General features: G+C 71.4%; 23 protein-coding genes. 12 read left to right on the top strand and 11 right to left on the bottom strand.

Annotation, left to right across the window (positions count from 1 at the left end; translation table 11 throughout):
* Positions 1–48: 48 nt before the first annotated feature.
* The 3 genes from secA to J5V96_RS00895 form a co-directional block, all read right to left on the bottom strand.
* A complete protein-coding gene (secA, locus tag J5V96_RS00905) occupies positions 49–2,811 on the bottom strand; it encodes a preprotein translocase subunit SecA (protein ID WP_208499523.1) in 2,763 nt (920 codons plus the stop codon).
* A gap of 151 nt (positions 2,812–2,962) precedes the next feature.
* Positions 2,963–5,197, bottom strand: coding sequence for a hypothetical protein (locus J5V96_RS00900; RefSeq protein ID WP_208499508.1), 2,235 nt, complete (start codon positions 5,195–5,197; stop codon positions 2,963–2,965).
* On the bottom strand, positions 5,172–5,753 hold the full coding sequence (locus tag J5V96_RS00895; RefSeq protein WP_307793078.1) for an RNA polymerase sigma factor: 582 nt from the start codon (positions 5,751–5,753) through the stop codon (positions 5,172–5,174). The genes J5V96_RS00900 and J5V96_RS00895 overlap by 26 nt, the downstream gene beginning before the upstream one ends.
* A 179-nt stretch (positions 5,754–5,932) precedes the next feature.
* Between J5V96_RS00895 and J5V96_RS00890 the strand changes: the two genes are divergently transcribed.
* The 4 genes from J5V96_RS00890 to J5V96_RS00875 all read left to right on the top strand — a co-directional run bounded on the left by J5V96_RS00890 (position 5,933) and on the right by J5V96_RS00875 (position 10,308).
* Entirely contained in the window at positions 5,933–6,547 is a 615-nt protein-coding gene (locus J5V96_RS00890) for a PadR family transcriptional regulator (RefSeq protein WP_208499505.1), read from the top strand.
* A 102-nt stretch (positions 6,548–6,649) separates the two neighbouring features.
* Positions 6,650–8,140, top strand: a complete 1,491-nt coding sequence (locus J5V96_RS00885; RefSeq protein ID WP_307793077.1) for an MFS transporter — start codon at positions 6,650–6,652, stop codon at positions 8,138–8,140.
* Between the two features lie 106 nt (positions 8,141–8,246).
* A complete protein-coding gene (locus J5V96_RS00880) occupies positions 8,247–8,909 on the top strand; it encodes a hypothetical protein (protein ID WP_208499502.1) in 663 nt (220 codons plus the stop codon).
* A 64-nt stretch (positions 8,910–8,973) separates the two neighbouring features.
* On the top strand, positions 8,974–10,308 hold the full coding sequence (locus J5V96_RS00875) for a hypothetical protein (protein ID WP_208499498.1): 1,335 nt from the start codon (positions 8,974–8,976) through the stop codon (positions 10,306–10,308).
* A gap of 75 nt (positions 10,309–10,383) precedes the next feature.
* Here J5V96_RS00875 and hpf read toward each other — a convergent pair whose 3' ends face one another.
* The 5 genes from hpf to mtrA all read right to left on the bottom strand — a co-directional run bounded on the left by hpf (position 10,384) and on the right by mtrA (position 16,288).
* Complete coding sequence (gene hpf, locus J5V96_RS00870; RefSeq protein WP_208499495.1) at positions 10,384–11,049, bottom strand: ribosome hibernation-promoting factor, HPF/YfiA family; 666 nt, start codon at positions 11,047–11,049, stop codon at positions 10,384–10,386.
* Positions 11,050–11,274: 225 nt separating this feature from the next.
* The gene (locus tag J5V96_RS00865; protein WP_307793076.1) at positions 11,275–11,961 is read right to left on the bottom strand and encodes a ComF family protein; all 687 of its coding nucleotides are present in this window, start codon (positions 11,959–11,961) and stop codon (positions 11,275–11,277) included.
* A gap of 90 nt (positions 11,962–12,051) precedes the next feature.
* The gene (locus J5V96_RS00860) at positions 12,052–13,818 is read right to left on the bottom strand and encodes an LpqB family beta-propeller domain-containing protein (protein WP_208499492.1); all 1,767 of its coding nucleotides are present in this window, start codon (positions 13,816–13,818) and stop codon (positions 12,052–12,054) included.
* Positions 13,818–15,533: an MtrAB system histidine kinase MtrB gene (gene mtrB, locus J5V96_RS00855; protein ID WP_236014351.1), complete on the bottom strand. Its 1,716-nt coding sequence runs from the start codon at positions 15,531–15,533 to the stop codon at positions 13,818–13,820. The genes J5V96_RS00860 and mtrB overlap by 1 nt, the downstream gene beginning before the upstream one ends.
* A 59-nt stretch (positions 15,534–15,592) precedes the next feature.
* Positions 15,593–16,288 (bottom strand): MtrAB system response regulator MtrA, encoded by a 696-nt coding sequence (mtrA, locus tag J5V96_RS00850; protein ID WP_208499487.1) that lies wholly within the window; start codon positions 16,286–16,288, stop codon positions 15,593–15,595.
* A gap of 130 nt (positions 16,289–16,418) precedes the next feature.
* Between mtrA and J5V96_RS00845 the strand changes: the two genes are divergently transcribed.
* The 6 genes from J5V96_RS00845 (at position 16,419) to aqpZ (ending at position 22,941) form a co-directional block, all read left to right on the top strand.
* On the top strand, positions 16,419–17,792 hold the full coding sequence (locus tag J5V96_RS00845; RefSeq protein WP_208499484.1) for a DUF7847 domain-containing protein: 1,374 nt from the start codon (positions 16,419–16,421) through the stop codon (positions 17,790–17,792).
* Positions 17,771–18,454, top strand: coding sequence for a DUF4129 domain-containing protein (locus J5V96_RS17330; protein WP_208499481.1), 684 nt, complete (start codon positions 17,771–17,773; stop codon positions 18,452–18,454). Before J5V96_RS00845 ends, J5V96_RS17330 begins: the two co-directional genes overlap by 22 nt.
* Positions 18,451–19,662 (top strand): DUF4350 domain-containing protein, encoded by a 1,212-nt coding sequence (locus tag J5V96_RS00835; RefSeq protein ID WP_208499477.1) that lies wholly within the window; start codon positions 18,451–18,453, stop codon positions 19,660–19,662. Before J5V96_RS17330 ends, J5V96_RS00835 begins: the two co-directional genes overlap by 4 nt.
* A 30-nt stretch (positions 19,663–19,692) precedes the next feature.
* Positions 19,693–20,697, top strand: a complete 1,005-nt coding sequence (locus J5V96_RS00830; RefSeq protein ID WP_208499474.1) for an AAA family ATPase — start codon at positions 19,693–19,695, stop codon at positions 20,695–20,697.
* Between the two features lie 13 nt (positions 20,698–20,710).
* Entirely contained in the window at positions 20,711–22,045 is a 1,335-nt protein-coding gene (locus J5V96_RS00825) for a DUF58 domain-containing protein (protein ID WP_208499471.1), read from the top strand.
* Between the two features lie 92 nt (positions 22,046–22,137).
* Positions 22,138–22,941, top strand: a complete 804-nt coding sequence (gene aqpZ, locus J5V96_RS00820; RefSeq protein ID WP_208499468.1) for an aquaporin Z — start codon at positions 22,138–22,140, stop codon at positions 22,939–22,941.
* Positions 22,942–23,000: 59 nt separating this feature from the next.
* Here aqpZ and J5V96_RS00815 read toward each other — a convergent pair whose 3' ends face one another.
* Together J5V96_RS00815 and J5V96_RS00810 are read right to left on the bottom strand one after the other, a co-directional pair.
* Entirely contained in the window at positions 23,001–23,462 is a 462-nt protein-coding gene (locus J5V96_RS00815) for a heme-degrading domain-containing protein (RefSeq protein WP_208499464.1), read from the bottom strand.
* Between the two features lie 28 nt (positions 23,463–23,490).
* The gene (locus tag J5V96_RS00810) at positions 23,491–24,486 is read right to left on the bottom strand and encodes a stage II sporulation protein M (protein ID WP_208499460.1); all 996 of its coding nucleotides are present in this window, start codon (positions 24,484–24,486) and stop codon (positions 23,491–23,493) included.
* A 17-nt stretch (positions 24,487–24,503) separates the two neighbouring features.
* Between J5V96_RS00810 and J5V96_RS00805 the strand changes: the two genes are divergently transcribed.
* Positions 24,504–25,340 carry an RDD family protein gene (locus J5V96_RS00805; RefSeq protein WP_208499457.1) on the top strand — a complete coding sequence of 279 codons (837 nt, stop codon included), beginning with the start codon at positions 24,504–24,506 and terminating at the stop codon, positions 25,338–25,340.
* A gap of 9 nt (positions 25,341–25,349) precedes the next feature.
* Here J5V96_RS00805 and J5V96_RS00800 read toward each other — a convergent pair whose 3' ends face one another.
* Positions 25,350–25,556: a DUF3499 family protein gene (locus J5V96_RS00800; protein ID WP_208499454.1), complete on the bottom strand. Its 207-nt coding sequence runs from the start codon at positions 25,554–25,556 to the stop codon at positions 25,350–25,352.
* Between the two features lie 69 nt (positions 25,557–25,625).
* Between J5V96_RS00800 and J5V96_RS00795 the strand changes: the two genes are divergently transcribed.
* Complete coding sequence (locus tag J5V96_RS00795) at positions 25,626–26,069, top strand: hypothetical protein (protein WP_236014350.1); 444 nt, start codon at positions 25,626–25,628, stop codon at positions 26,067–26,069.
* Positions 26,070–26,095 lie beyond the last annotated feature (26 nt).

Raw genomic sequence — 26,095 nt, 5'->3', positions numbered from 1 at the left:
CACGCGCGAACGCGTGGCCTCCTGGCCGAAGGACGAGAGCCCGGGCTCTTACTTCTTCTTGGCCGCGCGGCGCTGCTCGCGGTTGAGCGGCTCTGCCGCGGAGGCTTCGGCCGCGTGACCGAACGCGCTGGACCCCTGCGCCTTCGTGGTGGCGGACTTGTTGACCTGACCGCGGTCGTTGCGCACCTCGACCTCGCCGGCGTCGTTGGGCGCCGAGTACTCGAGCTGCTGCTCGACGGGGGCGTCCTGGAGGCCCTTCGCCTGCACCTCGAGATCCTCGTGCACGTGGTCGCCGTGATCGACGCGGCGCACCTGCACCTCGAGGTTGAAGAGGAACCCGACGGCCTCCTCCTTGATCTGTCCCATCATCGTCTGGAACATCGAGTAGCCCTCGCGCTGGTACTCGATGAGCGGGTCGCGCTGCGCCATCGCGCGCAGGCCGATGCCGTCCTTGAGGTAGTCCATCTCGTACAGGTGATCGCGCCAGCGGCGGTCGAGCACCTGCAGCACAACGCGGCGCTCGAGCTCGCGCACGGCGGCCTCGCCGAGCTGCTCCTCGCGCTTGCTGTAGGCGATCTTCGCGTCCGACAGGAGCTCGCGCTTGAGTCCCTCGGCCGTGATGCCGCCCTTGCGACCGCCGGCCTCGGCGACGACCTCGTCGATCGTGACCCCCACCGGGTACAGGGTCTTCAGCTCGGTCCAGAGGGCGTCGAAGTCCCAGCTCTCGTTGTGGCCGCCCGAGGTGTGCTCGTCGATGACGGCGGTGACGGCGTCCTCGATGAAGTGCTGCACACGATCCTGGATGTCATCGCCCTGCAGGATGTGACGGCGGTCGGAGTAGATCGCCTCGCGCTGCCGGTTGAGCACGTCGTCGTACTTGAGGACGTTCTTGCGTGCCTCGGCGTTGCGGCTCTCGATCGCGCCCTGCGCGTTCTTGATGAGGTTCGAGACGAGACGCGACTCGATCGCGACGTCGTCGGGCAGATCCGTGCGCGCGAGCAGCGCGTCGGCGGCGCCCGACTGGAAGCGGCGCATCAGGTCGTCCTCGAGCGAGAGGTAGAAGCGACTCTCACCGGGATCGCCCTGACGGCCGGCGCGACCGCGCAGCTGGTTGTCGATGCGGCGGGACTCGTGGCGCTCGGTGCCGAGCACGTACAGTCCGCCGACCTCGGTGACCTTCTTCGCCTCCTCCGAGACCTCGGCCTTGACGCGATCGAAGACGACGGCCCACTCGGCGTCGTACTCCTCCGGGTCGGTGCCGGCCGGGTCGAGGCCCTTCGCCTTCATCTCCTGCACGGCGAGGAACTCCGCGTTGCCGCCGAGCATGATGTCGGTGCCTCGACCCGCCATGTTCGTGGCGACCGTGACGGATCCGAGACGGCCCGCGCGGGCCACGATCTCGGCCTCGCGCGCGTGGTTCTTCGCGTTGAGCACCTCGTGCTTGATGCCCTTCTTCGCGAGCAGGCGCGAGAGGTACTCGCTCTTCTCGACGGAGACGGTGCCGACCAGCACGGGCTGGCCCTTCTCGTGGCGCTCGGCGATGTCCTCGACGACCTGGGCGAACTTGCCCTTCTCGTTGCGGTAGACGAGGTCGCGCTGGTCCTTGCGCACCATCGGCTTGTTGGTCGGGATGGGGATCACGCCGAGCTTGTAGGTCGACATGAACTCGCCGGCCTCGGTCTCGGCCGTGCCGGTCATGCCGGACAGCTTGCCGTAGAGGCGGAAGTAGTTCTGCAGCGTGACGGTGGCGAGCGTCTGGTTCTCGGCCTTGACCGGCACGCCCTCCTTCGCCTCGATCGCCTGGTGGATGCCCTCGTTGTAGCGGCGGCCGACCAGGATGCGACCCGTGTGCTCGTCGACGATCATGACCTCGTCGTTCATCACGACGTAATCGGTGTCGCGCTTGAAGAGCGCGAGGGCCTTGAGCGAGTTGTTTAGGAACGAGATCAGGGGGGTGTTGGCCGACTCGTAGAGGTTGTCGATGCCGAGGTAGTCCTCGACCTTCTCGATGCCCGCCTCCAGCACGCCGACCGTGCGCTTCTTGATGTCGACCTCGTAGTCGACGCCCTCCTCGAGCGTGCGGGCGACCTTGGCGAACTCGGTGAACCAGCGGTTGGCCTCGCCCGACGACGGGCCGGAGATGATGAGCGGGGTGCGGGCCTCGTCGATGAGGATCGAGTCGACCTCGTCGACGATGGCGTAGAAGTGACCGCGTTGGACGAGGTCCTCCTTGCGCCACGCCATGTTGTCGCGCAGGTAGTCGAAGCCGAACTCGTTGTTGGTGCCGTACGTGATGTCGGCGTTGTACTGCTCGCGGCGCACGGCGGGGGTCTGGCCCGCCACGATGACGCCGGTGGTCATGCCGAGGGCGCGGAACACACGGCCCATGAGCTCGGCCTGGTACGACGCGAGGAAGTCGTTGACGGTGATGACGTGGACGCCCTTGCCGGCGATCGCGTTGAGGTACGCGGGCAGCGTCGCGACGAGGGTCTTGCCCTCACCGGTCTTCATCTCGGCGATGTTGCCGAGGTGGAGGGCGGCGCCACCCATCACCTGCACGTCATACGGGCGCATGCCGAGCACGCGCTTGGCGGCCTCTCGCACGGCCGCGAAGGCCTCGGGCATCAGCTTGTCGAGCGACTCGCCGTTCTCGTAGCGCTCGCGCAGCTCGACGGTCTCGCCGCGCAGATCCTCGTCCGTGAGACTCGTGTAGTCCTCTTCGAGCGCGTTGACCGCGTCGACGACCTGCTGGAGGCGGCGTCGGACACGCCCCTCACCGGCGTGCAGCAGCTTCTCGAAGGGATTGGCCACGTGTGTCTCCTCAAGGGTCGCGGCGCCTCGCGCGGATCGCACGGCACCGGGCCCGTCCGTGAACGGGCATACGAGATTCATGTTATCCGCCCGTGACCTATGCCGTGGCTGGGCGGTTACGCCGTGCGCGTACCCGCCCAGCCGCGGGTGGTCAGTCGAAGCACGACCCTGCCGCGCCCGGAGACGAATCGAGCACCTGGATGAGGTTGATCCAGTTGTCGTCGCCCTCCCCTGCCGCCTGGGCGAATGCGGCGACCCGTCCGTTTCCTTCCTCCCTGACCCAGGCGGGGTTGAGACCCGAGCCCTGCGCGTTCGAGGGCCCCCAGGTGTCGGTCACGACCGCCGTGCTGACTCCGATGCCGATGCCGTCGACGGTGCGCGGCAGCGACGCGGGATCCACCCGCTGATCGTGGTTGTCGCCGGGAGCGAACACCCAGATCGAGCGGACGAAGCCATCCGTCCCGCCCGCGCTGATCGTGCCGAACGTGAACAGGTCGCATCCATACGAGTCATCGGATCGGAGCACCACCTCTGCCCCGAGCGCCGCAGCCGCCTCTTCGAGCGGGACGCCGAGCTGGATCGGGCCGATGCCGGTCGAGGTGATCTCCCAGTTCGCCGGATCCATCTCGCCGGCCCCGCCGCCTTCCTCCCCCGAGCCGCCGCCATCGCAGTGCTCGTAGGGCAGCACGTCCAGCTGATTGACCTCGATCGCCCACACGTCGCCCGCGTCGGTGATGTCGCCACCGCCCGCGGCGGCGTAGCCGAAGTGGATCCGGTTCCCCTCCCCCGCCATCACGGTCAGGAACGGGCCGGTGAGCTCGTTGCCCGCGGTGTCGACGAATCCGGGATAAGCCGCCTTCACGTCCTCGACCTTGCTGTGCAGCGTGAGGCCGTTCTCGGTCGCGGGCGCCTGCGTGGCGGGACCGTTGGGCCCGCTGTACTCGGTGCGCACCGACGACACGGTCCCGCCGTCGCCCGTGTAGACGTTGACCATCACCTCGCCCTTCGTGACCCAGATGACACCGCACGATCCGGCGTCGCCTGCGCTGCTGGTGTCCCCTCCGAGCTCGGCTACGCGGGCGACCGCGTCAGCCCACGGCGCGCCGATCGCGAACGGGCCGATGCCTTGCCCGGTGATCTGCCACGTGGAGAGATCGGCCGGATCGACCGGCGGCTCGGGCTCGTCGACCGGGTACGCGATCGTGGTGATCCGCTCGCCCCACGCGCCCTCACCCGGAAGCTCGCGCTCGACCTCCGAGGGCTCGCGATCAAGGCTCCGCATCGACTTCACCGTGGCGACGGTGCCGAGTTCGCGATCGACCTCGACGATGTAGCTCGCCTCGACCTTCCCACCGCCGTCCTGCTCCGTCGCCTCGACGCGGACGATCCGGTCGCCCTCCCGCTCCACTCGGGCGTCGGGCAGCTGGGCGATGATCTCGAGCAGCGGATCGACGAAGGTGTCCGGCGCGACGTTCCACCCGAGCGCGGCGACGGCAAGCGCGGCGGGAGTTCCCATCAGCGTCTCGACGTTCGAATCCGACATCCGCTCCCGCAGAGTCCCCTCGAGCCGAGCCCGATCCACGGGGAGCTCGGACCACATCCCCGCGAGGTCGCCGAGCACCCACGGGGCCTCACGGTACGCGGTGTCCCCGTCGGGGATCACGCTCTCCTGGCGTCCCGCGTCGCCAGGCTGGGCGCCCGGAACCAGCGGACGCGCGGCGGCCTGACGACAGGCGTCCACGAGCTGGGCCGAGGCGTCGCCGGACAGCGCGCCTGCGTTCTCGGTGATCGTGCAGCGTTCGCTCTGGGAGACGTGGATCGCACCCTCGCTCGCCCGACCGTCGAGCTGCGCCTGCCCGGCGTCGCGCGGCAGGTCGATACGCGCGTCGGACGACAGCACCGCGGCTGCCTCGACATCGGCCCAGGGGGCGACCTCCTCCCACCCGAAAGCAGATCCGGATCCCCAGCCCGAGACCGTCTCTCGGGTCTCCTCGACGTGCATGTAGGCACCCCCCGGCACAACGAGAGCGGGATCGATCGTGGGCAGCGGTCCCGCCGTGCGCTCGTCGGGCTTCAGCGCGCCGAACAGCTGCACGGCTCCGAACGAGGCGCCGGCGACCGCCAGCACCGCGGCCGCCGCGAGCAGAGCGCGCCCCACGCGTGCGGCGCGACGCGGACGCGGTTCGAGGGGCGTCACCGGGGCGACGGCGTCCCGCGGGGGGCGGTGATCACTCCGTACGGGTCGCGAGGCGATGTCGACCGGGCGAGCCTCCGCGGTCTCGCGCTCGATCTCGATCATCAGGGCGGCGCGTGCGGCCGCGAGCTTGGCGGGGCTCGGCGCTCCGATCTCCTTGCCCAGGTCACGCACGAACGTCAGCTCGTCCATCGTTCCCCTCCTCCTCCGTGGGAAGCTCCAGGCGCAGCACGCGCCGGATCCTGTTGATGCGCGACCACACCGTGCCGACCGGGATGCCAAGGGCGTCGGCGATCTGCTCGCTCGTGAGGTCTCCCCACGCGTACAGCGCGAGGGTGTCTCGATCCGCCTCGCTCATGCGCTTGATGCGGGGGGCCAGCTGCGCCAGCCGGGACGACGCATCCGCGCGCTCGACGAGAGCGTCGATGTCGCTGACGGCCGTCTCGGCCGCCACGCGCGCCGATGCCTGAAGGATGCGCCAGCGCTTCGCCTCGGCGGCGCGCTGGCGGTGCGCGAGCCGGGTTGCGATGCCGAACAGCCACGGCAAGGCGGAGTCGCGCGAGAAGTCGAAGTCGGCGCGGCGCCGGAACGCCACGAGGAACGTCTCGCTCAGCACGTCGTCTCCGGCATCGCTTCCCACCAGTCGGCGGGCGTAACGGCCGACAGGGGTGGCGTGGCGATCGAAGAGCGCGGCGAACTCCGGCGGTCGCGTGAGCGAGCGCCGAATGATGTCGGCATCGGTGGTCACGATGGGTATTGCCCTCCCGCAGGCTTTCGCTTCACGGTGCCCCGATCATCGCGCACGCCGGGCGTGTCGCGGCCGACGCGCCGACGCGACCGGCAGATGCGCGACGCGTCGTTGTTTTCCCGGTATGCATATACCCGGAATATGCATACGGGGAAAGCATTCCCCGGAGGGAGCCGCCGATGTCCGTCCGCCAGAGCCTGCTCGCGATCCTCGATCAGGGCCCCTGCTACGGCTACCAGCTGCGCACCGAGTTCGACCGGCGCACCGGCTCCACGTGGCCCCTCAACGTGGGACAGATCTACAACACCCTCGAGCGCCTCGAGCGCGACGGGCTCGTCGAACGCGCCGATGCCGATGAGAACGGCCACGTGTTCTGGGCGATCACCGACGCCGGGCGCGACGAGGTGCGTGTCTGGCTCGGATCCGCCGTGGGGCGCGGCCAGGGCACACGCGACGAGCTGGCGATCAAGCTCGCCCTCGCCGCGACGCTCCCCGGAGTCGATGCCGGGGCGGTCATCCGCGCCCAGCGCTCTGCCACGCTGCGCCGACTGCAGGAGCTCAACCGCGGGCGCGATGCGGGCACCAACCCCACCGGACCCGAGGACCTCGCCCGATCGCTGGTCGTCGAGTCCCTGATCTTCACGGCCGAGGCCGAGATCCGCTGGCTCGACCACACCGAGCAGAGGCTGGCGGCGCACCCCGATCACGCCCTCGCGCTCGAGCTGAACACGGAGCGCCCGCGCCGGGGCCGCCCGGCCAGGGCCGCGGCGAGCGCCGTGGACGCCCGCGCCTGACGCCCGCGGCGCCTCCTCGCGGGGCTGCTGGGCTGACGCGACCTCGGCGCGGATGGATGACCCGGGTCAACGGATGTCGGTGGCGCGTGGGAGGCTTGTGCGGTGACCGACGCCCCCACTCTGACCTCCCGCCGCGCCTGGATCGGCTTCGCCGTTCTGCTGGTCGGCACGTTCATGTCGCTGCTCGACACGACGATCGTGAACGTGGCGCTCGAGACGATCCGCGGATCCCTCGAGACCGACGAGGCCACGATCGCGTGGATCATCTCGGGTTACGCGCTCGCCTTCGGCCTGGTGCTGATCCCCGCCGGCCGTCTCGGTGACCGGTTCGGCCACAAGTGGGTCTTCTTCACCGGCCTCGCGGTGTTCACCGCCGCCAGCCTCTGGTGCGGTCTGGCCTCCGGCCCGCTCGAACTCGTCATCGCGCGGGTGGTGCAGGGCATCGGCGGCGGCCTCTTCTTCCCGGCCGTCACCGCGTTCGCGCAGCTCCTGTTCTCCCCCAGAGACCGCGGCAAGGCGTTCGGTGTGATGGGCGCCGTCATCGGCGTCTCGAGCGCCCTCGGCCCGATCGTCGGCGGACTGCTCATCGAAGCCCTCGGCGACGAGACCGGGTGGCGCTGGATCTTCGCGGTCAACGTGCCGATCGGCATCGCCGGCCTGATCGCCGTGGTCCTGCTCGTGCCCCAGGCGGGCGGCGGAGAGAAGACCTCGACCGATGCGCTGGGTCTCGTCCTGCTCGCGGGCGGCATCACCGCCGTGCTCGTCCCGCTCATCCAGGGTCAGGACGCGGGGTGGCCGCTGTGGACCTTCCTGTCGTTCGCCGGCGGCGCGATCCTGCTCGTCCTCTTCTGGTTCTGGGAGTCTCACCTGGCGAGCCGCGGCGTGACCCCCCTCGTCCCTCCGCACCTCTTCTCGCATCGTCAGTTCACCGGCGGCACCGTGCTCGCCATGATCTACTTCGCCTCGTTCACGAGCATCTTCTTCTGCCTGGCGCTGCTGTGGCAGGCAGGGCTGCAGCACTCGGCGCTCGAGACCGGACTCGTCACGATCCCCTTCGCGCTCGCCAACGTCGTCGGCGCGGCGCTCAGCGACCGCCTCGCGAACCGGCTGGGCCGGGGTGTGCTCGCCATCGGCACGGCCCTTGTGACGGTCGGCCTGGGCGGCGTGTGGCTTGTGCTGCTGCTCACTCCGGCGGCCCAGCTCAACGGCCTCGAGCTGATCGCTCCCCTCGCGGTCGCGGGTTTCGGAAACGGCCTGTTCATCGCTCCGAACGCCCGGTTCATCGTCGCCACCGTCGATCGCTCCGAGGCCGGATCCGCCAGCGGTGTGATCGGCACCGTGCAGCGCATCGGCTCGGCCATGGGCATCGCGGCGGTCTCGAGCGTGCTGTTCGCCGTGGCGGACCTCGACGGCATCGGCGACGACATCGGCCTCGCGATCGCGGGCGGTGCGCACCCCGATGCGGCCGCCTCCACCGTGCTCGCCGAGCACTTCCTCCCCGCTGCCACCTCTGCGCTCGCGGTGAGCGCGGCTCTGGCCGCCGTCTCGTTCCTGCTCGTCTGGACCCTCCCCAAGCGGGTGTCGCTGCACTGATCCGGCCCTCCGGGCAGGTGTCCCCGGTGGGGTCGTTCCGCGCGAGCCCGAGTGTCAGGATGGGGCCAGGCGCGGACGCCGCGCCCGACCCTGGGGAGGGACGCACATGACCGACACAACACCTGAGCCGCCCACGCCGGAGCCATCAGCACCGGAGCCGATTCAGCCGCTGAACACCGCTCCGGCCCCGCTTCCGGCCACGGCGGTGCCCGCGCACGGCGAGGCCGATGAGCCCACCGCATCGACGGCGGAGACCATACGGGCCGACCCGTCGACGGTGGATTGGCGGCGCGGGCTCGTGCTCGCGGGCATCGGCATCCTGACCGTGCTCGTCGTCTTCCTCCTCGTCTACAACCTGGCGCCTGTCTGGTGGGCGCGCCTGATCGGCGACTTCGCACAGGAGGACTTCGGACGCGCGGTGCTGGTGGGGCTGATCGTCGGCTTCGGCTTCACGCTCGTGCCCCTGATGATCCTGCTGCTGCTCCTGTACCGCTGGCCCGTGTGGGCGAAGATCGCACTCGTGATCGTGGCGGTCGTCCTCGCGGCTCCGAACCTGCTCACCCTGTGGATCCAGCTCGACCCGACGCCCGCGACCCACGCCGCCGACCGCATCATGGACACCGACGCGTTCGGGTTCTCCGCGTCGAGCCTGTGGGGCGCGATCATCGGCGCCGTCGCCTTCGGATTCTGGGCCTGGCTGTTCGTCGCGCGCCACCAGGGCAGGAAGCGGATCGCGACGCTCACCGCGCACGCGCGCGACTCTGCCTGAGCGGGGCGTTCCGCCTGGGGCGAATCCCCTCGGGTCGGGTCGTCCCTGACCATAGGATCGAGCCATGGCTTTGTGGGGCAAGCGCAAGCGTGAGGAAGACGCGGCACGGCTGGCGAAGGACGACGATCTCGCGCGGCGCGCCCGCGCGGCGCTCGTCGCCGCCGACGAGCGCATCCGGACGACGAGCGACGAACTCGAGTTCGCCGTCGCGGAGCTGGGCGAGAGCGCGGCGCGCCCGGTGCGCGAGGGCCTGGAGGCGGTGCGCACCCACCTCGGCGAGGCGTTCCACCTTCACCAGCTGAACCACGACGAGATCCCCGACACGGCCGAAGAGCTGCGCACGCGCAACGCGCGCATCATCCAGCTCTGCGAGTGGGCCGACGACGTGCTGGATGAGCGCACCAGCGCCCTCAAGGAGCGCATCGAGCTCGCCCGTCAGTCGCCGCAGATCCTCGAGCGCATCCGGAGCGATGTCGAGCGCCTGCGCGCGCGTCTGCCGCTCACGCGAGAGACCGTCGAGCGCCTCTCGGGGCGGTACAGCACCGCGGCGCTCAATCGGGTCGCGGCGAACCCCGCGGAAGCCGAGCAGCTGCTCGAATTCGCCCTGCACTCGGCGGATATCTCCGCCCGCCGCCGCGAGGCCCGTCGCCCCGAGGAGGCGAATGTCGCCCTGGAGACGGCGACCGAGGCGGTGCGCCGCGCGGAGACCATCATCGACGGCGTCGAGGATTTCGAGATCGAGTCCCTCCGCGCGCAGTCGACTCTTGCCGACGTCATCGCGGACTCGCGCGGCGACATCGTCGCCGCCCGAGCGCTCACTCAGCCGGGCCTGCCGCACGCGTCCGAGGTGACGGCGGCCGTTGCGGCTCTCGAGAAGGCGCTCGCGGCGCTCCCCGCTCCCGGTACGCCGACGGATCCGTTCGCCGACCTGGCGGTGCTGCGCGAGGCCAACGCCGCGCTCGACGCCGCCGTCGACAAGGCCCGGCAGCGTGCCGCCCGCCCGCTGCCCAGCCTCGAGGCCGTGCGGCATGCGGTCGACGCCGCCGACCATCAGACGGCCGTCGCTCGCAGCGTCATCGACGGCCACCGCGGGTACATCGGCGCCGATGCGCGCACCCGGCTCGCCGAGGCGCAGCGCGTGCGCGCCGAGATCGAGCCGCTCGTGATACCGGAGGACACCCGCGAGCAGGCGCTCCTTCTCGCCCGCCGTGTGCAGCAGCTCGCGAACGAGGCGCTGCAGGCCGCCCAGCGCGACATCGACCAGGGCCGTTACGGCGGCGGCGACGGTTGGGGCGGCGGATGGGATGACCGTCGACGCCCGGCGGGCGGCGACAACATGTTCGGCGGCATCGTCGGCGGTCTTCTGCTCGGCGGCCTCATCGGCGACATCTTCGAGTGACCTCGTCCGCTTCCCGCGGCGCACACGGAGAAGGGGGCCCGGCCGACGGCCGGACCCCCTTCTTCATGCGGGTTGCTACGAGGCGAGCTGCTCCTGGCTGGGCGGCGCGGTGGCCGTCAGCGAGATGACGCCGTAGTCCCAGCCCCGGCGGCGGTACACCACGCTGGGGTGGTCGGAGCGTGCGTCGATGAAGAGGAAGAAGTCGTGGCCGACGAGCTCCATACGATCGACGGCCTCCTCGACCGTCATCCACTCCGGCGTGAACTCCTTGGTGCGGATCACGACGGGCGAGTACGCCTCCTCTTCGTCCGAATCGGAGACCACGGGGATCTCGCCGGTGGCGAGGGCGCGGATCGCATCCGCGGCGACGGGCTCGACATCGATGCCCTCGAGTTCGCCGGAGCCCTTCTCATAGTGGGCTCCCCGCGGGTGCAGACGCGCGGTGACGCGCTTGTCCTTTGCGCGGCGCAGCTGCTCGCTCAGCTTGTCGAGCGCGGCGTCCAGCGCGACGAACTTATCGGCCTCGCAGGCCTCGGCGCGGATCACCGGGCCCTTCCCGACGACCGTCAACTCGACGACGTCGTTCTCCATCCGGCCGTTCCGATGGATCTGATGGGTGACCTTCACATCGAGTCGCTGCGCGCGCGGTGCCAGACCCGCGATGCGTGCGCTCTTCTCCTCGACCACGGTTCGGAAGCGATCGGTGATGCCGACTCCGACGCCCGAGATGTTGGTTTCCATCCTGTGCCTCCCGTTGTTGCGGTGAGACCTTGCGGCCCACCATCCCCGGCACGTGTCCGGTGAAGAGCGGACCTCGGTCGCGACCCCCGGAGAGCTCTCCGGGGCCTTGTGGTGCTCAACGCTAGACCCGGTTCGGAGGTCTGTCACGCGATAATTCGCCGGGCGTGGCGATCCCGTTCATCATCGAGACAGTTGTCGTTCGACACCGGGTGACACGCACCGGGCTCAGACGGGGCTCCGCCCGTTCTCCGAGCGGAGCGGTGTATAGGCCACCACAGCGGCGCCCACAACGCGGGCGCCCGCGGCTTCGAGCGCGCGACGCGCCTCGGCGAGCGTCGCTCCCGTCGTGAGCACATCGTCCACGATCACCACGTCGAGCCCTGCGGCCGCGCGCAGCGCCCGCAGGCTTCCGGCCGCGTTGCGGGCGCGCGCCTCTCGCCCCAGCGCACGCTGGTCGCCCGTCGTCCTCGACGCCGCCAGAAGTCTCGCGCCGCGCACGCCGGCCCTCCGGGCCACCAGCTCGGGCACGCGGTAGCCCCGTCGGCGCATGGCCTCCCGCGAGGTGGGCACCGGCACCACCACGATCCGCCGAGCCGAACCCGTCACGCCTGCGCGCAGCGCCGCCCTGAGGGCGGGCGCGAGGGCGCGCGCGAGATCGGTGCGCCCTCGTTCCTTCAGCGCGCGGACGACGCGCGCACGCGGCCCCGTGAAGGACAAGCCGCTCCAGACCGCCATACCCGCGACATCGTGGCGCGCGACCGCCGGCGTCAGCGCCGCGCGGCACGAGTCGCACAGGGCCGCGCCGTGCAGGCCGCACCCGCCGCAGGCCACCGGCAGCAGCAGAGCGAGGGCCTGGGCCGCTGCCCGTCGCAGCACCCTCCAGCCGCTCCAGCCGCTCCTCGTACTGTCCACGCCATCAGGGTGCCCCGAGCGCTCGCCCGAAGAACGCGCTCCACGCGATCCGGGATCACCGCCGGCCCATCAGCCGCCTGGGGACGAGCCTCAGTCGCCGGCGCCCTGCGGCGTTCCCATCTGCGTCGCGAGCACCGAGACCTCGTCGCCGGTCTGCTGCCACGACGTCTGGCGACGAAGGTACAGCTGCGCCGTGGAGGACAGCAGGCGTGCGGTCGAGTCCTGCGTGCCGAACTCGATCGCCACCGTGTCTGCGGGGGCGTCCAGGCGCGTCGCGGGTCCGCCCACCTGCTGGTCGATGACGATCAGCTTCGGAGTCTCCGCCTCCTCGTCGCGCGCCACGATGCCCAGCCGCGCGTCCTCGATCCAGGCGATGTCCACGCCCGCGCCCGGGAGCTCGGTCGTGCGCATCGTGCTGCTGAGCGCCGTGGGGCGGCCCTCGCGGTCCCGTCGCACGCTCGCGACCACGGCGATGTGCTCGCCGCCCTGGGTGACGAGGGCCGCGATCCGCGACCCGTCCCGCGACATCGCCCACGCCCGCACCGTGGAGGCCTCGGCGATACCCGCCTCGATCGGGATCGGCTCGAGAGACGCGTCCCACGCGCGCACGTCGCCGGGCCTGCCGGATGGCACCGTCCAGATGTACCCGAACGGGTCGATCAGGGGCGCGATCAGATCCGCCCGATCGGCGTCGAGCTGATCGGGGCTCTCGGAGGTGACGCGATAGACGATGCCCGTCGACTGCTGCACGGCCGCGACCTTCTGATCCGGAGAGACCGAGATCGAGTCGATCTGACCCTCCATATCGCCGATGGCGGCGGAGAGGCCGTCGACCGGCACCATGTCCGATCCGGAGAGGAAGCCGAACTCACCCGCACGCAGCACCAGCGCACGGGAGTCGGGCCGGGTCTGCGTCTGCGTCAGCTCATCGGCGCTCAGCGGCTCGCTGCGGCCCGCGACCGTCAGGCGCACATCCTGCACGCCCGCGTTGATCAGGCTCTGCTTGAGCTGGAGCTTCATGCGACTGAGCGCCGTCTTGTCGAGCCCGGACGCCACCTGGTTGAACGACACGTGCGCGATCTGATCCGGATCGACCGGCACGGCATCCGGCTGCAGGTCGAGATCCTGCGCGAAGGCGCTCACGACCGAGCCGGCGAGCCATGGGCTGGGCGCGCCGTCGACCAGCTCCCGCACGACGTAGGTCGCGGCGTTGCCGGTCGCGGGGAACCACCGCACGTCGGGCACGAGGTACGTCCAGGTGGGATCGAAGTACATCAGGCGATGGTCGCCGTACACATACGGGAAGCTCTGGTGGTCGATGACGATGCCGTCGGGCGCCTGCACGATGCGCCACTGATCGTTGTCCTGCTTGCGCAGCTGGAACGGCAGATCGACGCCGCCGCCCGACGAGGCCGTGTAGGTGCCGTGCTCGTCGACCACCGCGGTCGGCACAACGCGGAGCGAGACCGTCGCCTCCCGCGCGTCCTCCTCGCCCTCGGCGGGCTCTGCGGGCTCGGCGAGCACGGGCCTGCGGCTGTCGGCGACGTCGACGATGGCACCCGCCTCGGGTCGCCAGGTGTCCTGGAGGTCGCCTGCGAGGAAGAGCCGCGCGGTCTCCCAGCTGCCCAGCGGCGAGATCGCGGCGTCGACGAAGCCCGACACGATCTCCTCGGGCGTCGCGCCCCGCGTCGGCGCGCCCGCGAAGAACTGCGTGGGCGGCTCTCCGGCGACCTCGCCGGGCTCGCGCCCGGGCTTCACCTCGCCCGACATGGGCAGGCTCGTGCAGCCCGTCGCGACGAGCAGCACGGCGAGCAGCACGCCGAGGGCGCGTCTGCCGCGACGCAGGATCGGATCCATCACTCGGCCTCCTTCTCGCGCGCCGGCCGATGCGTGAGGCCGTCGACCTCGCGGAGGTCGCGCACCTCGCCGATGTCGGTGAGCTCGTCGGTCTCGGCGAGATCCATCGTCAGGATCGGCTGGGTCAGGCCGAGGGCGTGGTGCAGGGCGTCATCGGACGGCTCGAGGGGCACGGGCGAGTCGATCTCGGCCGGGCGGAGGTCGCCTTCGGCGCGCGGTCGGCGCGGCAGGGCGAGGACGAAGTTCGTGCCGACGCCCACCTCCGACCAGACCCCGAGCGTGCCCCCGTGCAGCTTCGCGTCGCCGATCGCGATCGACAGGCCGAGCCCGGTGCCCCCGAGCGTGCGCTTGCGCGACGGATCCGCCCGCCAGAAGCGGTCGAACACGCGCTCGGCATCCTCGGGCCGCATGCCCATGCCGTAGTCGCGCACGCCCACCGCGACCGCGGAGGGATTGCTGTCGACCGTGATGACGATCGGGCGGCCCTCTCCGTGCTCGATGGCGTTTCCGAGCAGGTTGCGCAGGATGCGGCGCACCCGCCGGGCGTCCATCTCGACGGGGGCGTAGCCGCCCGGGGCGACGAAGCGCAGCTCGGTGCCGTGCTGGTCCGCCACCTGGCGCATCGACTCGATGACGTCCTCGGCGAGGTGCGCGAGGCTCGTGGGCTCGAGCTCGAGCTGGACGGATCCCGCGTCGTAGCGGCTGATCTCGAGAAGATCTGTCAGAAGCTCCTCGAACCGGGCCACCTGGGTGCTCAAGAGCTCGGTGGTGCGAGCCGTCATCGCATCGAACTCGTCGCGGCGATCGTTGAGCATCGTCGAGGCGAGCTTGATCGTGGTGAGCGGCGTGCGCAGCTCGTGCGAGACGTCGGAGACGAACCTCTGCTGCACGAGCGAGAGCTCTGCCAGCTCCTGGATCTGCGACTCGATGCTGTCGGCCATCGCGTTGAACGAGCGTCCGAGCGTGGCGAGCTCGTCCTCGCCGTGCACCGGGATGCGCACCTTCAGGTCGCCCTGCGCGATGCGCGCGCTGCTCGCGGAGGCCTCGATGATGGGGGCGGCGAGCGAGCGCACGACGACCCACAGGATCGCGACCACGATGAGCACCATGGCGATGCCCGATCCCCACAGCGTGCCCTGCACGAGGCGAAGCGTCTCGGCCTGCTCCGCGAGGTCGTACGCCATGTAGATCGCGTAGGGACCGATGTTCGGCACGTTCAGCTGCTGCCCCACGATGATGCCGGGCACCGGCTGGCCGTGCGCGTCGGTCAGCGCGATCGACTGCCACCACTGGGTGGCCTGCGACTCGACCCGCTCCTGCAGTCCGGGCGAGACGGCCTCGGCGGCGAATCCGCCGCGGCCGAAGTCCGTCGGCGCGAGCGGCACCGAATCGTGCCCGATGCGGAACGCGGCGATCTGGTCGGTGCCCGCCAGGCGCGCCATGTCCTCGCGCACCGCGCTCCACAGCGACTGCATCTGCGCGCGGCTGCCCGCGACGTCGGAGGCATCGAGCGTCTGCTGCGCGTCCTCCACGGCTCGCGCGGCGTACTCCTGCACCTCGGCGTTGCGCTGGTTGAACAGACCATCCTGGATCGACACGGCCATCCACAGGCAGGCGACGGTGATCGTGATCGCGGCGAGCGCGGTCGTGATCAGCACCGTGCGGAACTGCAGCGACCGCTTCCACAGGCGCGCGAGCCCGGTCGGCCACGTCATCGGCGCGCGCCACGACGACATCGTGGGGCCCGAGGCGGAGCGCGCTGCCGGGAGCATCCTCAGGACGTGGCTGCGTCGGTGACCGCACCGGCGCGGTATCCCACGCCGCGCACCGTGGTGACGATCTTCGGGTTGTCGGGGTCGAGCTCGATCTTGGCGCGCAGGCGCTGCACGTGGACGTTCACCAGGCGGGTGTCGGCCTTGTAGTGATAGCCCCAGACCTGCTCGAGCAGCTCCTCGCGCGAGAACACCTGCTGGGGCTTGGTGGCGAGCGCCACCAGCAGCTCGAACTCGAGCGGGGTGAGCGCGATCGCGCTCGGTCCGCGTCGCACCTCGTGTGCGGCGACGTCGACCGTGAGATCGCCGATGCGCAGCACGTCGCCCGCTCCCTCGGAGGCGGGGCGCAGCCGGGTGCGGATGCGCGCGACGAGCTCCTTGGGGTTGAAGGGCTTGACGATGTAGTCATCCGCGCCGGCCTCGAGGCCTCCGACGACGTCGTTCGTGTCGGAGCGGGCGGTGAGCATGATGATCGGCACGCCGGAGACGGCGCGGATCTCCGTGCAGATCTCGATGCCGTCCTTGCCGGGGAGCATGAGGTCGAGCAGCACGAGGTCGGGCCGCTCCTCACGCCACATGTCGACGGCGAGGGCGCCATCGGCGCAGAACAGCGTGTCGAAGCCCTCGGTGCGCAGGACGATGCCGATCATCTCGGCGAGGGCGGTGTCATCGTCGACGACCAGGATGCGGGCGGTCATAAAGGCGCAGATCCTTTGCTTCGTGCAGTCCACGTGAATAGAGAGACCCGGAGATCCCGATCAGCCTAGTAGACCACCGCTTTCTGTAACGTGGCTCACATATCAGCGCCCGAACGCGGAAAGGCTCGAAGTGACCCAGGATCAGTCGTGGCGCCCGGCGCCGCGTCCCGGCCTCGTCCCGCTCTACCCGTTCGGGTTCAGCACGGCGCTCGGCAAATCGTTCAGCGCGCTGCGCGGCAACCCGAAGGTGCTCCTCGGCTTCGCCGTCACGGTGCAGACGCTCGCGATGCTGCTCGGACTGGGCATCATCGGGCTGGTCGCGGTCGCGACGTTCTCGCGGCTCGACACGGTCGAGGAGTTCACCCCGGACTATGACGCGATCATGGCCGGATCGATCGCGATCGTCGCGGTGACGGGCTTCGTCGTCTCGCTCGCCATCTCCGCGCTGAGCGTGATCGTGCAGGGCGTTGTGGTCGCCGAGGTGTCGAAGGCGGTGGTGGGCGAGCGCGCGTCGCTGGGCACGCTGTGGGCGATGGTGCGCCCGCGCTTCTGGTCGCTCACCGGGTTCTTCCTGCTCCAGATGGCCGCGTTCATCGTGGTGCTCGCGATCCTTGCGGTGCCGACCGTGCTGGGTGTGGCCGCGGAGGCCTACGGATGGATCGGGCTCACGGTGGTGCTCGGACTCGCGGCCATCCCGCTCTACGCCTGGCTGGGCACCAAGCTCTACCTGGTGCCCTCGGTCATCGTGCTCGAGCAGGCGGGGCCGATCGCGGGCATCCGCCGCTCATGGGTGCTGACGCGCCGCCGGTTCTGGCCCACCTTCGGCGTGATGATCCTGATCTCGGTGATCATGAGCGTCGCCTCGAGCATCACCTCCGCGCCCCTGCAGCTGCTGTCGGGGTTCCTGCCGGCCGTGTTCGTGCCGTTCGGTGAGGGCGACGGCGATGTGGGCTCGACCATCGCGCTGGTTGTGGGTCTCAGCCTCGCGACCTCGGCGCTGCAGCTTCTCGTGTCGGCGATCACGACGATCGTCTCAGGCACGGGCGGCGCCCTGATGTACGTGGACGCGCGGATGCGCCACGAGGCCCTCGACCTGCGCCTCCAGTCGTACGTCGAGCAGCGCGAGCTCGGGTCGATCTCTCTGCCCGATCCGTGGACCTTCGACCCGTCGTTCGCCCGGTACGCCTCCACGCCCCGGCCCGGTTTCGGCCTGCTCACGCCTGAACAGGCCGCCGCGCAGCAGGCGCAGCAGGCCTACGGACAGCAGTGGGCACCGCAGCCGTACGCACCCGCGCAGCCGCAGGCGTACCCGGGCTACCCGCCGCAGCCGCAGGGCTATCCGGTGCCGCCGCACCCGCAGGGCTACCCGCCGCAGCCGCAGGCGTACCCGGGCTACCCGCCGCAGCCGCAGGGCTACCCCGTGCCGCCGCAGGCCTCCCCGCCCCGACCCGAGGCGCCGTGGCAGCCTCCCCAGGAGCAGACGTGGCACCCGCCGCAGTCGTGATCGCCGTTCTCGGTGGGGTTGCGCTCGAGGGTCTCGACCCTGATCGCGACGAGGCGCGCCGGTGGGCCGAACGCGAGCTCTCCGATCCGGTCTACGAGGCCTCCGAGCCGACCCCGATCGACCTCATCGCGCAGGCGATCGGAGACTTCATCGCCGACCTGCTCACGCCGCGCGACGGCGTGCCGTGGAGCCCCCTCGTCGCGATCGCGGCCGTGGTGATCGCCGTGGGACTGGTCGTCGCGGCGATCCTGATCTGGGGGCGTCCGCGCCTGGCGCACCGCACGCGCGAGAGCTCGGCGCTGCTGTTCGGCGAGGCCGAGCACCGCACGGCGGCACAGCTGCGCGCCGCCGCGTCGCAGGCAGCGGGAGCCGCCGACTGGGATGAGGCGATCGTGCTGCGCTTCCGCGCGCTGGCCCGTGGCTTGGAAGAACGCGGCATCGTCGAGGCGCCTCCGGGCACCACCGCCCAGGGACTCGCCCGCCGGGGCCACCACCCCTTCCCGGAGCACGCCGAGCGCCTCGACACCGCCGCGCGCGCCTTCGACGACGTGCGGTACCTGCGCCGCCGCGGCACCGCTGAACGGCATGCGCAGGTCGCGTCGCTCGACGACGAGCTCGCGCGCACCACCCCCGTGCGCGCGCCGGAGGCGATCCTGTCGTGACGATCCCGCCCGCGTCCCCCGCCATCGCGGCCGACGCCGACCCCTTCGCGCGCGACGCAACCGAGCGCCGGAGCCGCCGGCGCAGCGTGGGCGGCTGGCTGGTGCTGGGCGCCCTGATCCTGATCCTCGGCGCCTTCCTGTCGCTCTTCGTGCGCGACGACTGGGCGGCGCGCGAGCAGCTCGACCCCGAGGGGCCCGGCGCGGACGGCGCCCGCGCGATCGTCCAGCTGCTCCGGGATCAGGGGGTGGAGGTCGTGCCGACCTCTCGACGCTCCGAGACGCTGGAGGCGCTCGACGGCGACTCGACCCTGGTGCTGACGGATCCCTGGACGCTCACACCGGAGACGGTCGAGGATCTCGTCGCGCACGCAGGGGACGCCGTGGTGCTCGACCCGACCGCCGAGATCGCCGATGTGCTCGTCCCCGGCGCCGAGAGCTCCGGTTACGGCTCCGGCCCCACCGCCCCGGAATGCGATCTGCGTGCGGCGCAGCGGGCGGGCGAGATCGAGCCGGGGCGCGGGTTCACCGCTCCGGATGGCGCACTCGGCTGCTATCCGGTCGGCGACGGCTTCGCACTCGTGCAGGCCGCCGGCGGTGTCGACGGGAACGGCACCGTCACCCTGATCGACGGCACGGTGCTGTTCACCAACGAGAACCTCGCGCAGCAGGGCAACGCCGCCCTCGGGCTCGGTCTGCTCGGCGCCCACGATCGTGTCGTCTGGTACGTGCCCACGTTCGAGGACGCCGAGGACGGAGGCGCCGCGCCGACACTCGGCGATCTCGTGCCCCCCTGGGTGACCCCCGCGATCGTCCTGCTCGCGCTCGCGGGCATCGCCGCCGCTCTCTGGCGCGGCCGCCGCTTCGGCCCGCTCGTCGCCGAGCGGCTTCCCGTGACGGTGCGCGGCAGCGAGACGCTCGAGGGCCGGGCGCGCCTCTATGCGCGCGCCGGCGAACCCGGCCACGCGGCCGAGCTCTTGCGCGCCGGGGCGACCGCCCGGCTCGCGCGGCGACTGGGCCTGCCGCCGAACGCGGCGCCGCGGGAGGTCGCCGATGCCGCGGCCGTGCGTCTGGGCGCGCCCGTCGACGTCACACGTGCGATCCTGACCACCGTCCCCACCACCGACGGCGAGCTCGCCGCGTTCGGCCACCGTCTGCGCGAGCTCGAGACCGCGGTCGACGCCGCGCGCCTCGACGGCCGCCCCATCTGACCCGTCCCCGCACCGCCGAGAGGAATCCGCATGGAGAACCCCGCCCCGCAGCACGACGCCGCCCCGCAGCCGCAACCGCAGGGAGCATCAGCCGATGCCCTGCGCCAGGCCGTGCACCGGGTGCGCGTCGAGGTCGGCAAGGCCGTTGTCGGCCAGGACGGCGCGGTCACCGGCCTGCTGATCGCGGTGCTCGCGCGCGGGCACGTGCTGCTGGAGGGTGTGCCCGGCGTGGCGAAGACGCTGCTTGTGCGCAGCGTCAGCCGCGCGCTGGGTCTCGACACCAAGCGCATCCAGTTCACGCCCGACCTGATGCCGGGCGACGTGTCCGGATCGCTCATCTACGACGCGAAGGCCGGCGAGTTCGAGTTCCGGGAGGGCCCGGTCTTCACCAACATCGTGCTGGCCGACGAGATCAACCGCACGCCCCCGAAGACGCAGTCGGCGCTGCTCGAGGCCATGGAGGAGCGCCAGGTCTCGGCCGACGGGGTCACCCGTCCGCTGCCGGATCCGTTCGTGGTCGCCGCGACGCAGAACCCCGTCGAGCACGAGGGCACGTACACGCTGCCCGAGGCGCAGCTCGACCGCTTCCTGCTGAAGCTCGTGATCGATCTGCCGCCGCGCGATGCCGAGGTGGCCGTGCTGCGCCGCCACGCCGACGGCTTCACGCCGCGCGAGCTGGGTGGGATCGTGCCCGTGATCACGCTCGAGGAGATCCGCGCCGCGCAGCAGTCGGCCGCGCAGGTGACCGTGACCGACGACGTGCTCGCCTATGTCGTCGACCTCGCCCGGGCCACGCGCCAGAGCCCGTCGGTGCAGCTGGGCGCGAGCCCGCGCGCCTCGACCGCGCTGCTGGCCGCGGCGAAGGCGTGGGCGTGGCTGGGCGGCTACCCGGCGATCACCCCCGACCACGTGCAGGCCATGCTCGTGCCGGTCTGGCGCCACCGCATCCGGCTGCGCCCCGACGCGGAGATCGAAGGGGTCTCGGTCGATGCCGTGCTGAATTCGGTCGTCCAGCAGACGCCCGTGCCGCTCTGAGTCGGACCCGCAGATGTATCTGACCGGACTGCTCCCGTGGCTCGTCGCCGCCGGCGTGCTGCCTCTCGTGCCGCTGAGCGCTGCGGGTGTGAACCCCTGGCTGGTGGTGCTCGTCTGGCTGCTGCTGTGCGCCGCGATGGTGACGGTCGACGTGCTGGGGGCGCCGGATCCGCGCGCGCTCGCGATCGAGCGCTCGTATCCGGGACGCACCGGCACGGGCGGCCATGCGCGCGTGCGGCTGGGCGAGGTGGTCGAGCTTCGCCTGCGCGTGATCAACCGCGGGGCACGACGGATCCGGGCCACCGTCCGCGACGCATGGCAGCCCACGGCAGGGGCGCCCACCACCCGCCTGCGGTTCGATGTGCCCGCGCACGAGGCGCGCACCGCGTCGGTGCCGCTGCTCCCCCGGCGCCGCGGCGAGCTGCGCTCCGAGTTCCTCGTCATCCGGTCGGCCGGCCCCCTGGGCCTCGCCGGCGTGCAGCGCCGAATGGACGCGCGCGGCGCGATCCGGGTTCTGCCGCCCTTCCACAGCCGCCGTCACCTTCCCTCGCGGATCGCCCGGCTGCGCGAGCTCGACGGCAACACGAGCATCCAGGTGCGCGGCCAGGGCACCGAGTTCGATTCGCTCCGTCTGTACGTGCGGGGCGACGACGTGCGCTCGATCGACTGGCGTGCCACGGCCCGCGCGGGCAGCACGATGCTGCGCACCTGGCGCCCCGAGCGCGACCGGCACGTGGTGATCCTGATCGACACGGGCCGCACCGCCGCGACGCGCGTCGGCGACGGCACGCGCCTCGACGCCTCCTTCGAGGCGGCGCTGCTGCTCGCCGCGCTCGCCGAGCGGGCGGGCGACCACGTGCACCTTCTCGCGTTCGACCGCGCCACTCGGGCCCGCGTCACCGGGGTCGAGGGAGCCAACCTGCTGCCGGCGCTGGTCGATGCGCTCGCCCCGGTCGAGGCGCAGCTGATCGACACCGACTGGGAGGCCGCATTCGGCCAGGCGCGTTCGCTGGCCGGGCACCCCTCGCTGCTCGTGGTGCTGACCGCGCAGGAGGCGCCCGAGGCCGCACGCGGCTTCCTCGGCAGTCTGCCCCAGACGGTGCGCGCCGGCACCGTTGTGCTGGTCGGCACGGCCGCCGACGCCGATCTCGAGCGCACCGCACGCGCCGAGGGATCCGTCGACGAGCTGTACCGCGCCGCCGCGGCGGAGGCGTCGCTCGCGACCGCCGCGACGGTGGCCCGCGCGATCAGCCGCGCGGGCGCGGAGTCGCTCGCCGCCTCGCCCGACGACCTCCCCCCGCGCATCGCCGATCGCTACCTCGCGCTGAAGGCCGCCGGCCGTCTCTAGCAACGCGCCGTCTTCTTCCTTGCACGGTCGGGACGCCCCTGCCACTCTTCGGGCAGGACCCCTCAGATCCGGTCCCAGACGAGAGGAATGACATGTCCGATCCCAAGCCCGAGCAGCCCGTCGAACCCACCGAGCTCGCTCATACGCCCCCTCCCGCGCCCACCACGAGCGCGAAGCTCGTCGCCGAGGCCTTCGGCACCCTGCTGCTGGTGCTCGGCGGCGTCGGCACCGCCGTGTTCGCGTCGAACCACTTCACCGAGGGCGGCGCGGCGGTCTACAGCGCCGTGGCCCTCGCGTTCGGCCTCACGGTCGTCGTCGGCGCCTACGCCTTCGGCCCCGTCTCCGGCGGCCATTTCAACCCCGCCGTCACGCTGGGACTCGCCGCGTCCGGCCGGTTCCCCTGGCGCGAGACCACGGGCTACATCATCGCCCAGGTGGTGGGCGGCGCGATCGCGACCACGCTGCTCGTGCTGATCGGGCTCTTCGGCCCCGACAAGTGGCTCACCACGGCCCAGGACGCCGGCTTCGCGAGCAACGGCTTCGACGCGCTGTCGCCCGCCGGCTTCGGCATCGGCGCCGCCATCATCGCCGAGGTGCTGCTGACGGGCCTGTTCCTGCTGATCATCCTCGGGGTGACGCACCCCACCCGCGGCACGCCGTTCGCCGGTCTCGCGATCGGCCTGTCGCTGGCGCTGATCCACTTCATCAGCATCCCCGTGGACAATACGTCGGTGAACCCCGCCCGCTCGATCGCCGCGGCCATCTACGGCGGCGGCGAAGCGCTGGCGCAGCTGTGGGTGTTCATCGTGTTCCCGATCGTCGGTGCGCTGCTGGCCGGCTTCGCCTACAAGGCCCTCTTCGACGGCACACGAACCGGCGCCCCCATCGGGCGCTGATGCCCTGACCGCTCATCGAGCGAGCATGTCCCGCTGGCTCGATGAGCGGTCGCACGGGTTCAGCCCTTCAGGGCACGCAGCCCCTCGACGGCGAGGGCGTGGTCGTCCGCCTCGGGAAGGCCGGAGACGGTCACAACGCCGACGATGCCCACCCCCTGCACGCGAATGGGGAACGCGCCGCCGTGGGCGACGTACTCCGTGAACGGCAGGCTGGTCGACGCGTTGAACTCCCCGCCGAAGCGGCGTCCGATCAGGTACGACGAGCCGCCGAAGCGGTACACCGTGCGCACCTTGCGGATGATCCAGTCGCTCATGTCGATGTTCGAGCCCTCGAGCGCGGCGTGGAAGACCTGCTGCTGGCCCTTGCGGATGTCGACGGCGATCTTCAGGCCGCGCTCCTGGGCGAGGCGCACGATCGTGGTGCCAAGAGTCCAGGCGTCGTCGTAGTCGAACCGCGACAGGACGAGCTCGCGCTCCTCCTCCTCGATGCGGGCGATGAGATCTGCGTCCGTGTGGGTCATGCTCCCAGCATCCCGCATCCGGGCCGCGTCATCCCGCGACGAGTGTGGGCGTGCCGGCCTCGTACTCGGTGAGGTCGCCCGTCTCGCCCGCGCGCGCCGCGCGACGGCCGAGCACGAGCATCCAGAACAGCAGCACCCCGAGCGCGACCGCGCCGATGCCGATCTTGAGCCACCACGGCCACGGCTGACCCGTCACAAAGCCCTCGACGCTGCCGGCGAGCGCCAGCGCGAACACCAGTCCGATCGCGACGGCCGCGAGCGACCGGCCCTCCGCTGCGAGCGCTGCGCCCCGCGTGCGGGGCCCCGGCGCGACCCAGGCCCAGAACATGTGAAGACCGGCGGCGCACGCCACGAAGATGCAGGTCAGCTCGAGAAGACCGTGCGGAAGGATGTAGAGCACCATGATGTCGAGCCGGTCGTGGACTGTCATGACCGCCACGGTCGTGCCGAGGCCGATCGCGTTCTGCACGAGCACGTACACCGGGAAGATGCCGGTCACGCCGAACAGCACCGCCTGGGCGGCGATCCAGGCGTTGTTGGTCCAGACCATACCGGCGAAGACCGCAGCCGGGTTCTCCGTGTAGTACGAGGTGAAGCGCTCCTCGGCGTACTGCCGCAGCATCTCCTCGTCTCCGAGCGCGGCGACGAGCACGGGATCCGAGGCGATCCAGGCCCCGGACACCGCGACCACGAGCACAAAGGCGAGGGCGATCGCGAGCGTCGTCCACCGGATGCGCCACAGGGCCGCCGGCAGCTGGTGAAGGAAGAAGCGCGGCAGCTGACGCAGCACGTTGTCGGATGCCCCGGTGAGCGCGAGGCGCGCGCGGGACAGGATGGTCGACACATGATCGCCCTGCGGAGTGCGGCCGGCGGAGGTCTTGATATCGGCCAGATCCGCCGAGGCGGCCTGGTAGCGCGCGATCAGCTCATCGACTTCCGGGCCGCTCAGACGGCGCCGCCGGGAGAGGTCGTCGAGGCGCGCCCATTCGTCCCGCCGGGCGGTCTGGAGGGCGTCGAGGTCCACAGTGCTTAACTGTACGCATGACGACCGCCCCTGGCCTCGGGAATCCACCGACGAGGCGAGCGAACGTCGTCGTCATCGCCCAGGACGAGGTGCTCACCGGCGAGGCGGTCGCGCTCGACATCCAGCCGGTCGGTCTGATCCTGCGAGTCGCGGGCGTCGCGATCGACATGGTCGCGACGATCCTGGTGTACCTCGCCTTCGTGCTGGGCCTCACGTGGCTGATGGCCGAGGGCGTCGTGCCGGGCAACGTCATGCAGATCGTCTCGATCGTCCTGCTCGTTGTGCTGATGGTGATCGTGCCGACCACGGTCGAGACGCTCACGCGCGGTCGCAGCCTCGGCAAGCTCGCCGTGGGAGCCCGGATCGTGCGCATCGACGGCGGGGCGATCTCGTTCCGCCATGCGTTCATCCGCGCGCTCATCGGCGTGCTCGAGGTGTGGATGACCTTCGGCGGCCTCGCCCTGCTGATCGGCATCTTCACGCCGCGGTCGCAGCGGCTCGGCGATCTGGTGGCCGGCACCTACGCCGAGCGCACCCGCACGCCGGCCCTCGCGGTGCGCGAGATCGCGCTGCCGCCGGGCCTGGAGCCCTGGGCGGCCATCGCCGATGTCGGACGCCTCCCCGACCGCCTCGCGCGCCGCGTGGCGCAGTTCGCCGCGGGGGCCGACGCGATGCACCCGGCCGCGCGGAGCCGCGTCGCCCACGAGCTGGCGGACGAGGTGCGTCCGTTCGTGTCACCCGCTCCCCCGGTCGATCCGGAGACGCTGCTGCGGGCCGTGATCGCGCTGCGTCGCGCGCGGGAGCTGCATGCCCTCACGGCGCGCGCCGCCCGTGTGGCAGCGCTCGCCCGCTGAGCGCGGACGCTACGAGAGCAGGCTCTCGTGGCGGATGACCGTCCAGCCCTTCGGCACGGAGAGGCGGTCGGTGTGGATCAGGCAGAGATCGTGAGCGTGCGGATCGTTCGCGGCGCCGAGCGGCCCCACCACGGCCATCTGATCGCTGTAGTCGTAGGTCAGGGTGGTCACCGCCTCGCGGGCGCACCCCACTTTCGAGCACTGTCGTTCACGCACCGGCCCACCCTACGTCGGCGCCCTCGTCGCGCTTCGTCGCCTCGCCGCGATCCTGCGTAGGCTGGGGGCATGGCGCTGTTCGGACGGTCTCGACGCTCCGCCCCGCGAGGCGGCAGGGCGGCACGCCACGGCCGGCACGGGCGCGTCGGACGCAGCCCCGTGGTGCGTCCGCCGCTGCCCCCGATCGACACGCGCATCGAGCGCTTCGACGTGGCCGTGGGCGGGGCCGCCGAGTATCTGCGCGGCGCGTGGCCCGAGCTGCGCGAGGTGAGCTTCGAGATCGGAAGCCTGCCGCGTGAGACCGATGCCGACGGCATCCCCCGTTGGAAGGTCGACCGCACGGCGCGCCGGATCATCCTCTTCCGCGTGCCCATCGAGCGTCTCGGCCGGCTGCACCGCGTCGATGAGGCCCAGCGCCGCATGATGATCGAGGGCGAGGTGTTCCGCGCGGCCGCCGACTACCTCGACCGCGACCCCTGGGACCTGGGCCCCGATCGCTTCCGCTTCTTCTGAGCGCACGCGGCGCCCGGGAGCGGACC

The organism is Microbacterium stercoris (assembly GCF_017592545.1).
GTDB lineage: Bacteria > Actinomycetota > Actinomycetes > Actinomycetales > Microbacteriaceae > Microbacterium > Microbacterium stercoris.
The sequence above is the reverse complement of the archived record's forward strand: the minus strand, read 5'-3'. Positions and strand labels throughout refer to the sequence as shown.

Excerpts from the sequence above, each read along its gene's own strand:
- J5V96_RS00880 (WP_208499502.1), top strand. The coding sequence starts at position 8,247 with ATGACCGACACAACACCTGAGCCGCCCACGCCGGAGCCATCAGCACCG.
- J5V96_RS00795 (WP_236014350.1), top strand. The coding sequence starts at position 25,626 with ATGGCGCTGTTCGGACGGTCTCGACGCTCCGCCCCGCGAGGCGGCAGG.
- J5V96_RS00825 (WP_208499471.1), top strand. The coding sequence starts at position 20,711 with ATGTATCTGACCGGACTGCTCCCGTGGCTCGTCGCCGCCGGCGTGCTG.
- J5V96_RS00805 (WP_208499457.1), top strand. The coding sequence starts at position 24,504 with ATGACGACCGCCCCTGGCCTCGGGAATCCACCGACGAGGCGAGCGAAC.
- mtrA (WP_208499487.1), bottom strand. The coding sequence starts at position 16,288 with ATGACCGCCCGCATCCTGGTCGTCGACGATGACACCGCCCTCGCCGAG.
- J5V96_RS00860 (WP_208499492.1), bottom strand. The coding sequence starts at position 13,818 with ATGGATCCGATCCTGCGTCGCGGCAGACGCGCCCTCGGCGTGCTGCTC.
- J5V96_RS00815 (WP_208499464.1), bottom strand. The coding sequence starts at position 23,462 with ATGACCCACACGGACGCAGATCTCATCGCCCGCATCGAGGAGGAGGAG.
- J5V96_RS00875 (WP_208499498.1), top strand. The coding sequence starts at position 8,974 with ATGGCTTTGTGGGGCAAGCGCAAGCGTGAGGAAGACGCGGCACGGCTG.
- aqpZ (WP_208499468.1), top strand. The coding sequence starts at position 22,138 with ATGTCCGATCCCAAGCCCGAGCAGCCCGTCGAACCCACCGAGCTCGCT.
- J5V96_RS00900 (WP_208499508.1), bottom strand. The coding sequence starts at position 5,197 with ATGGACGAGCTGACGTTCGTGCGTGACCTGGGCAAGGAGATCGGAGCG.
- mtrB (WP_236014351.1), bottom strand. The coding sequence starts at position 15,533 with ATGACGTGGCCGACCGGGCTCGCGCGCCTGTGGAAGCGGTCGCTGCAG.
- J5V96_RS00830 (WP_208499474.1), top strand. The coding sequence starts at position 19,693 with ATGGAGAACCCCGCCCCGCAGCACGACGCCGCCCCGCAGCCGCAACCG.
- hpf (WP_208499495.1), bottom strand. The coding sequence starts at position 11,049 with ATGGAAACCAACATCTCGGGCGTCGGAGTCGGCATCACCGATCGCTTC.
- J5V96_RS00890 (WP_208499505.1), top strand. The coding sequence starts at position 5,933 with ATGTCCGTCCGCCAGAGCCTGCTCGCGATCCTCGATCAGGGCCCCTGC.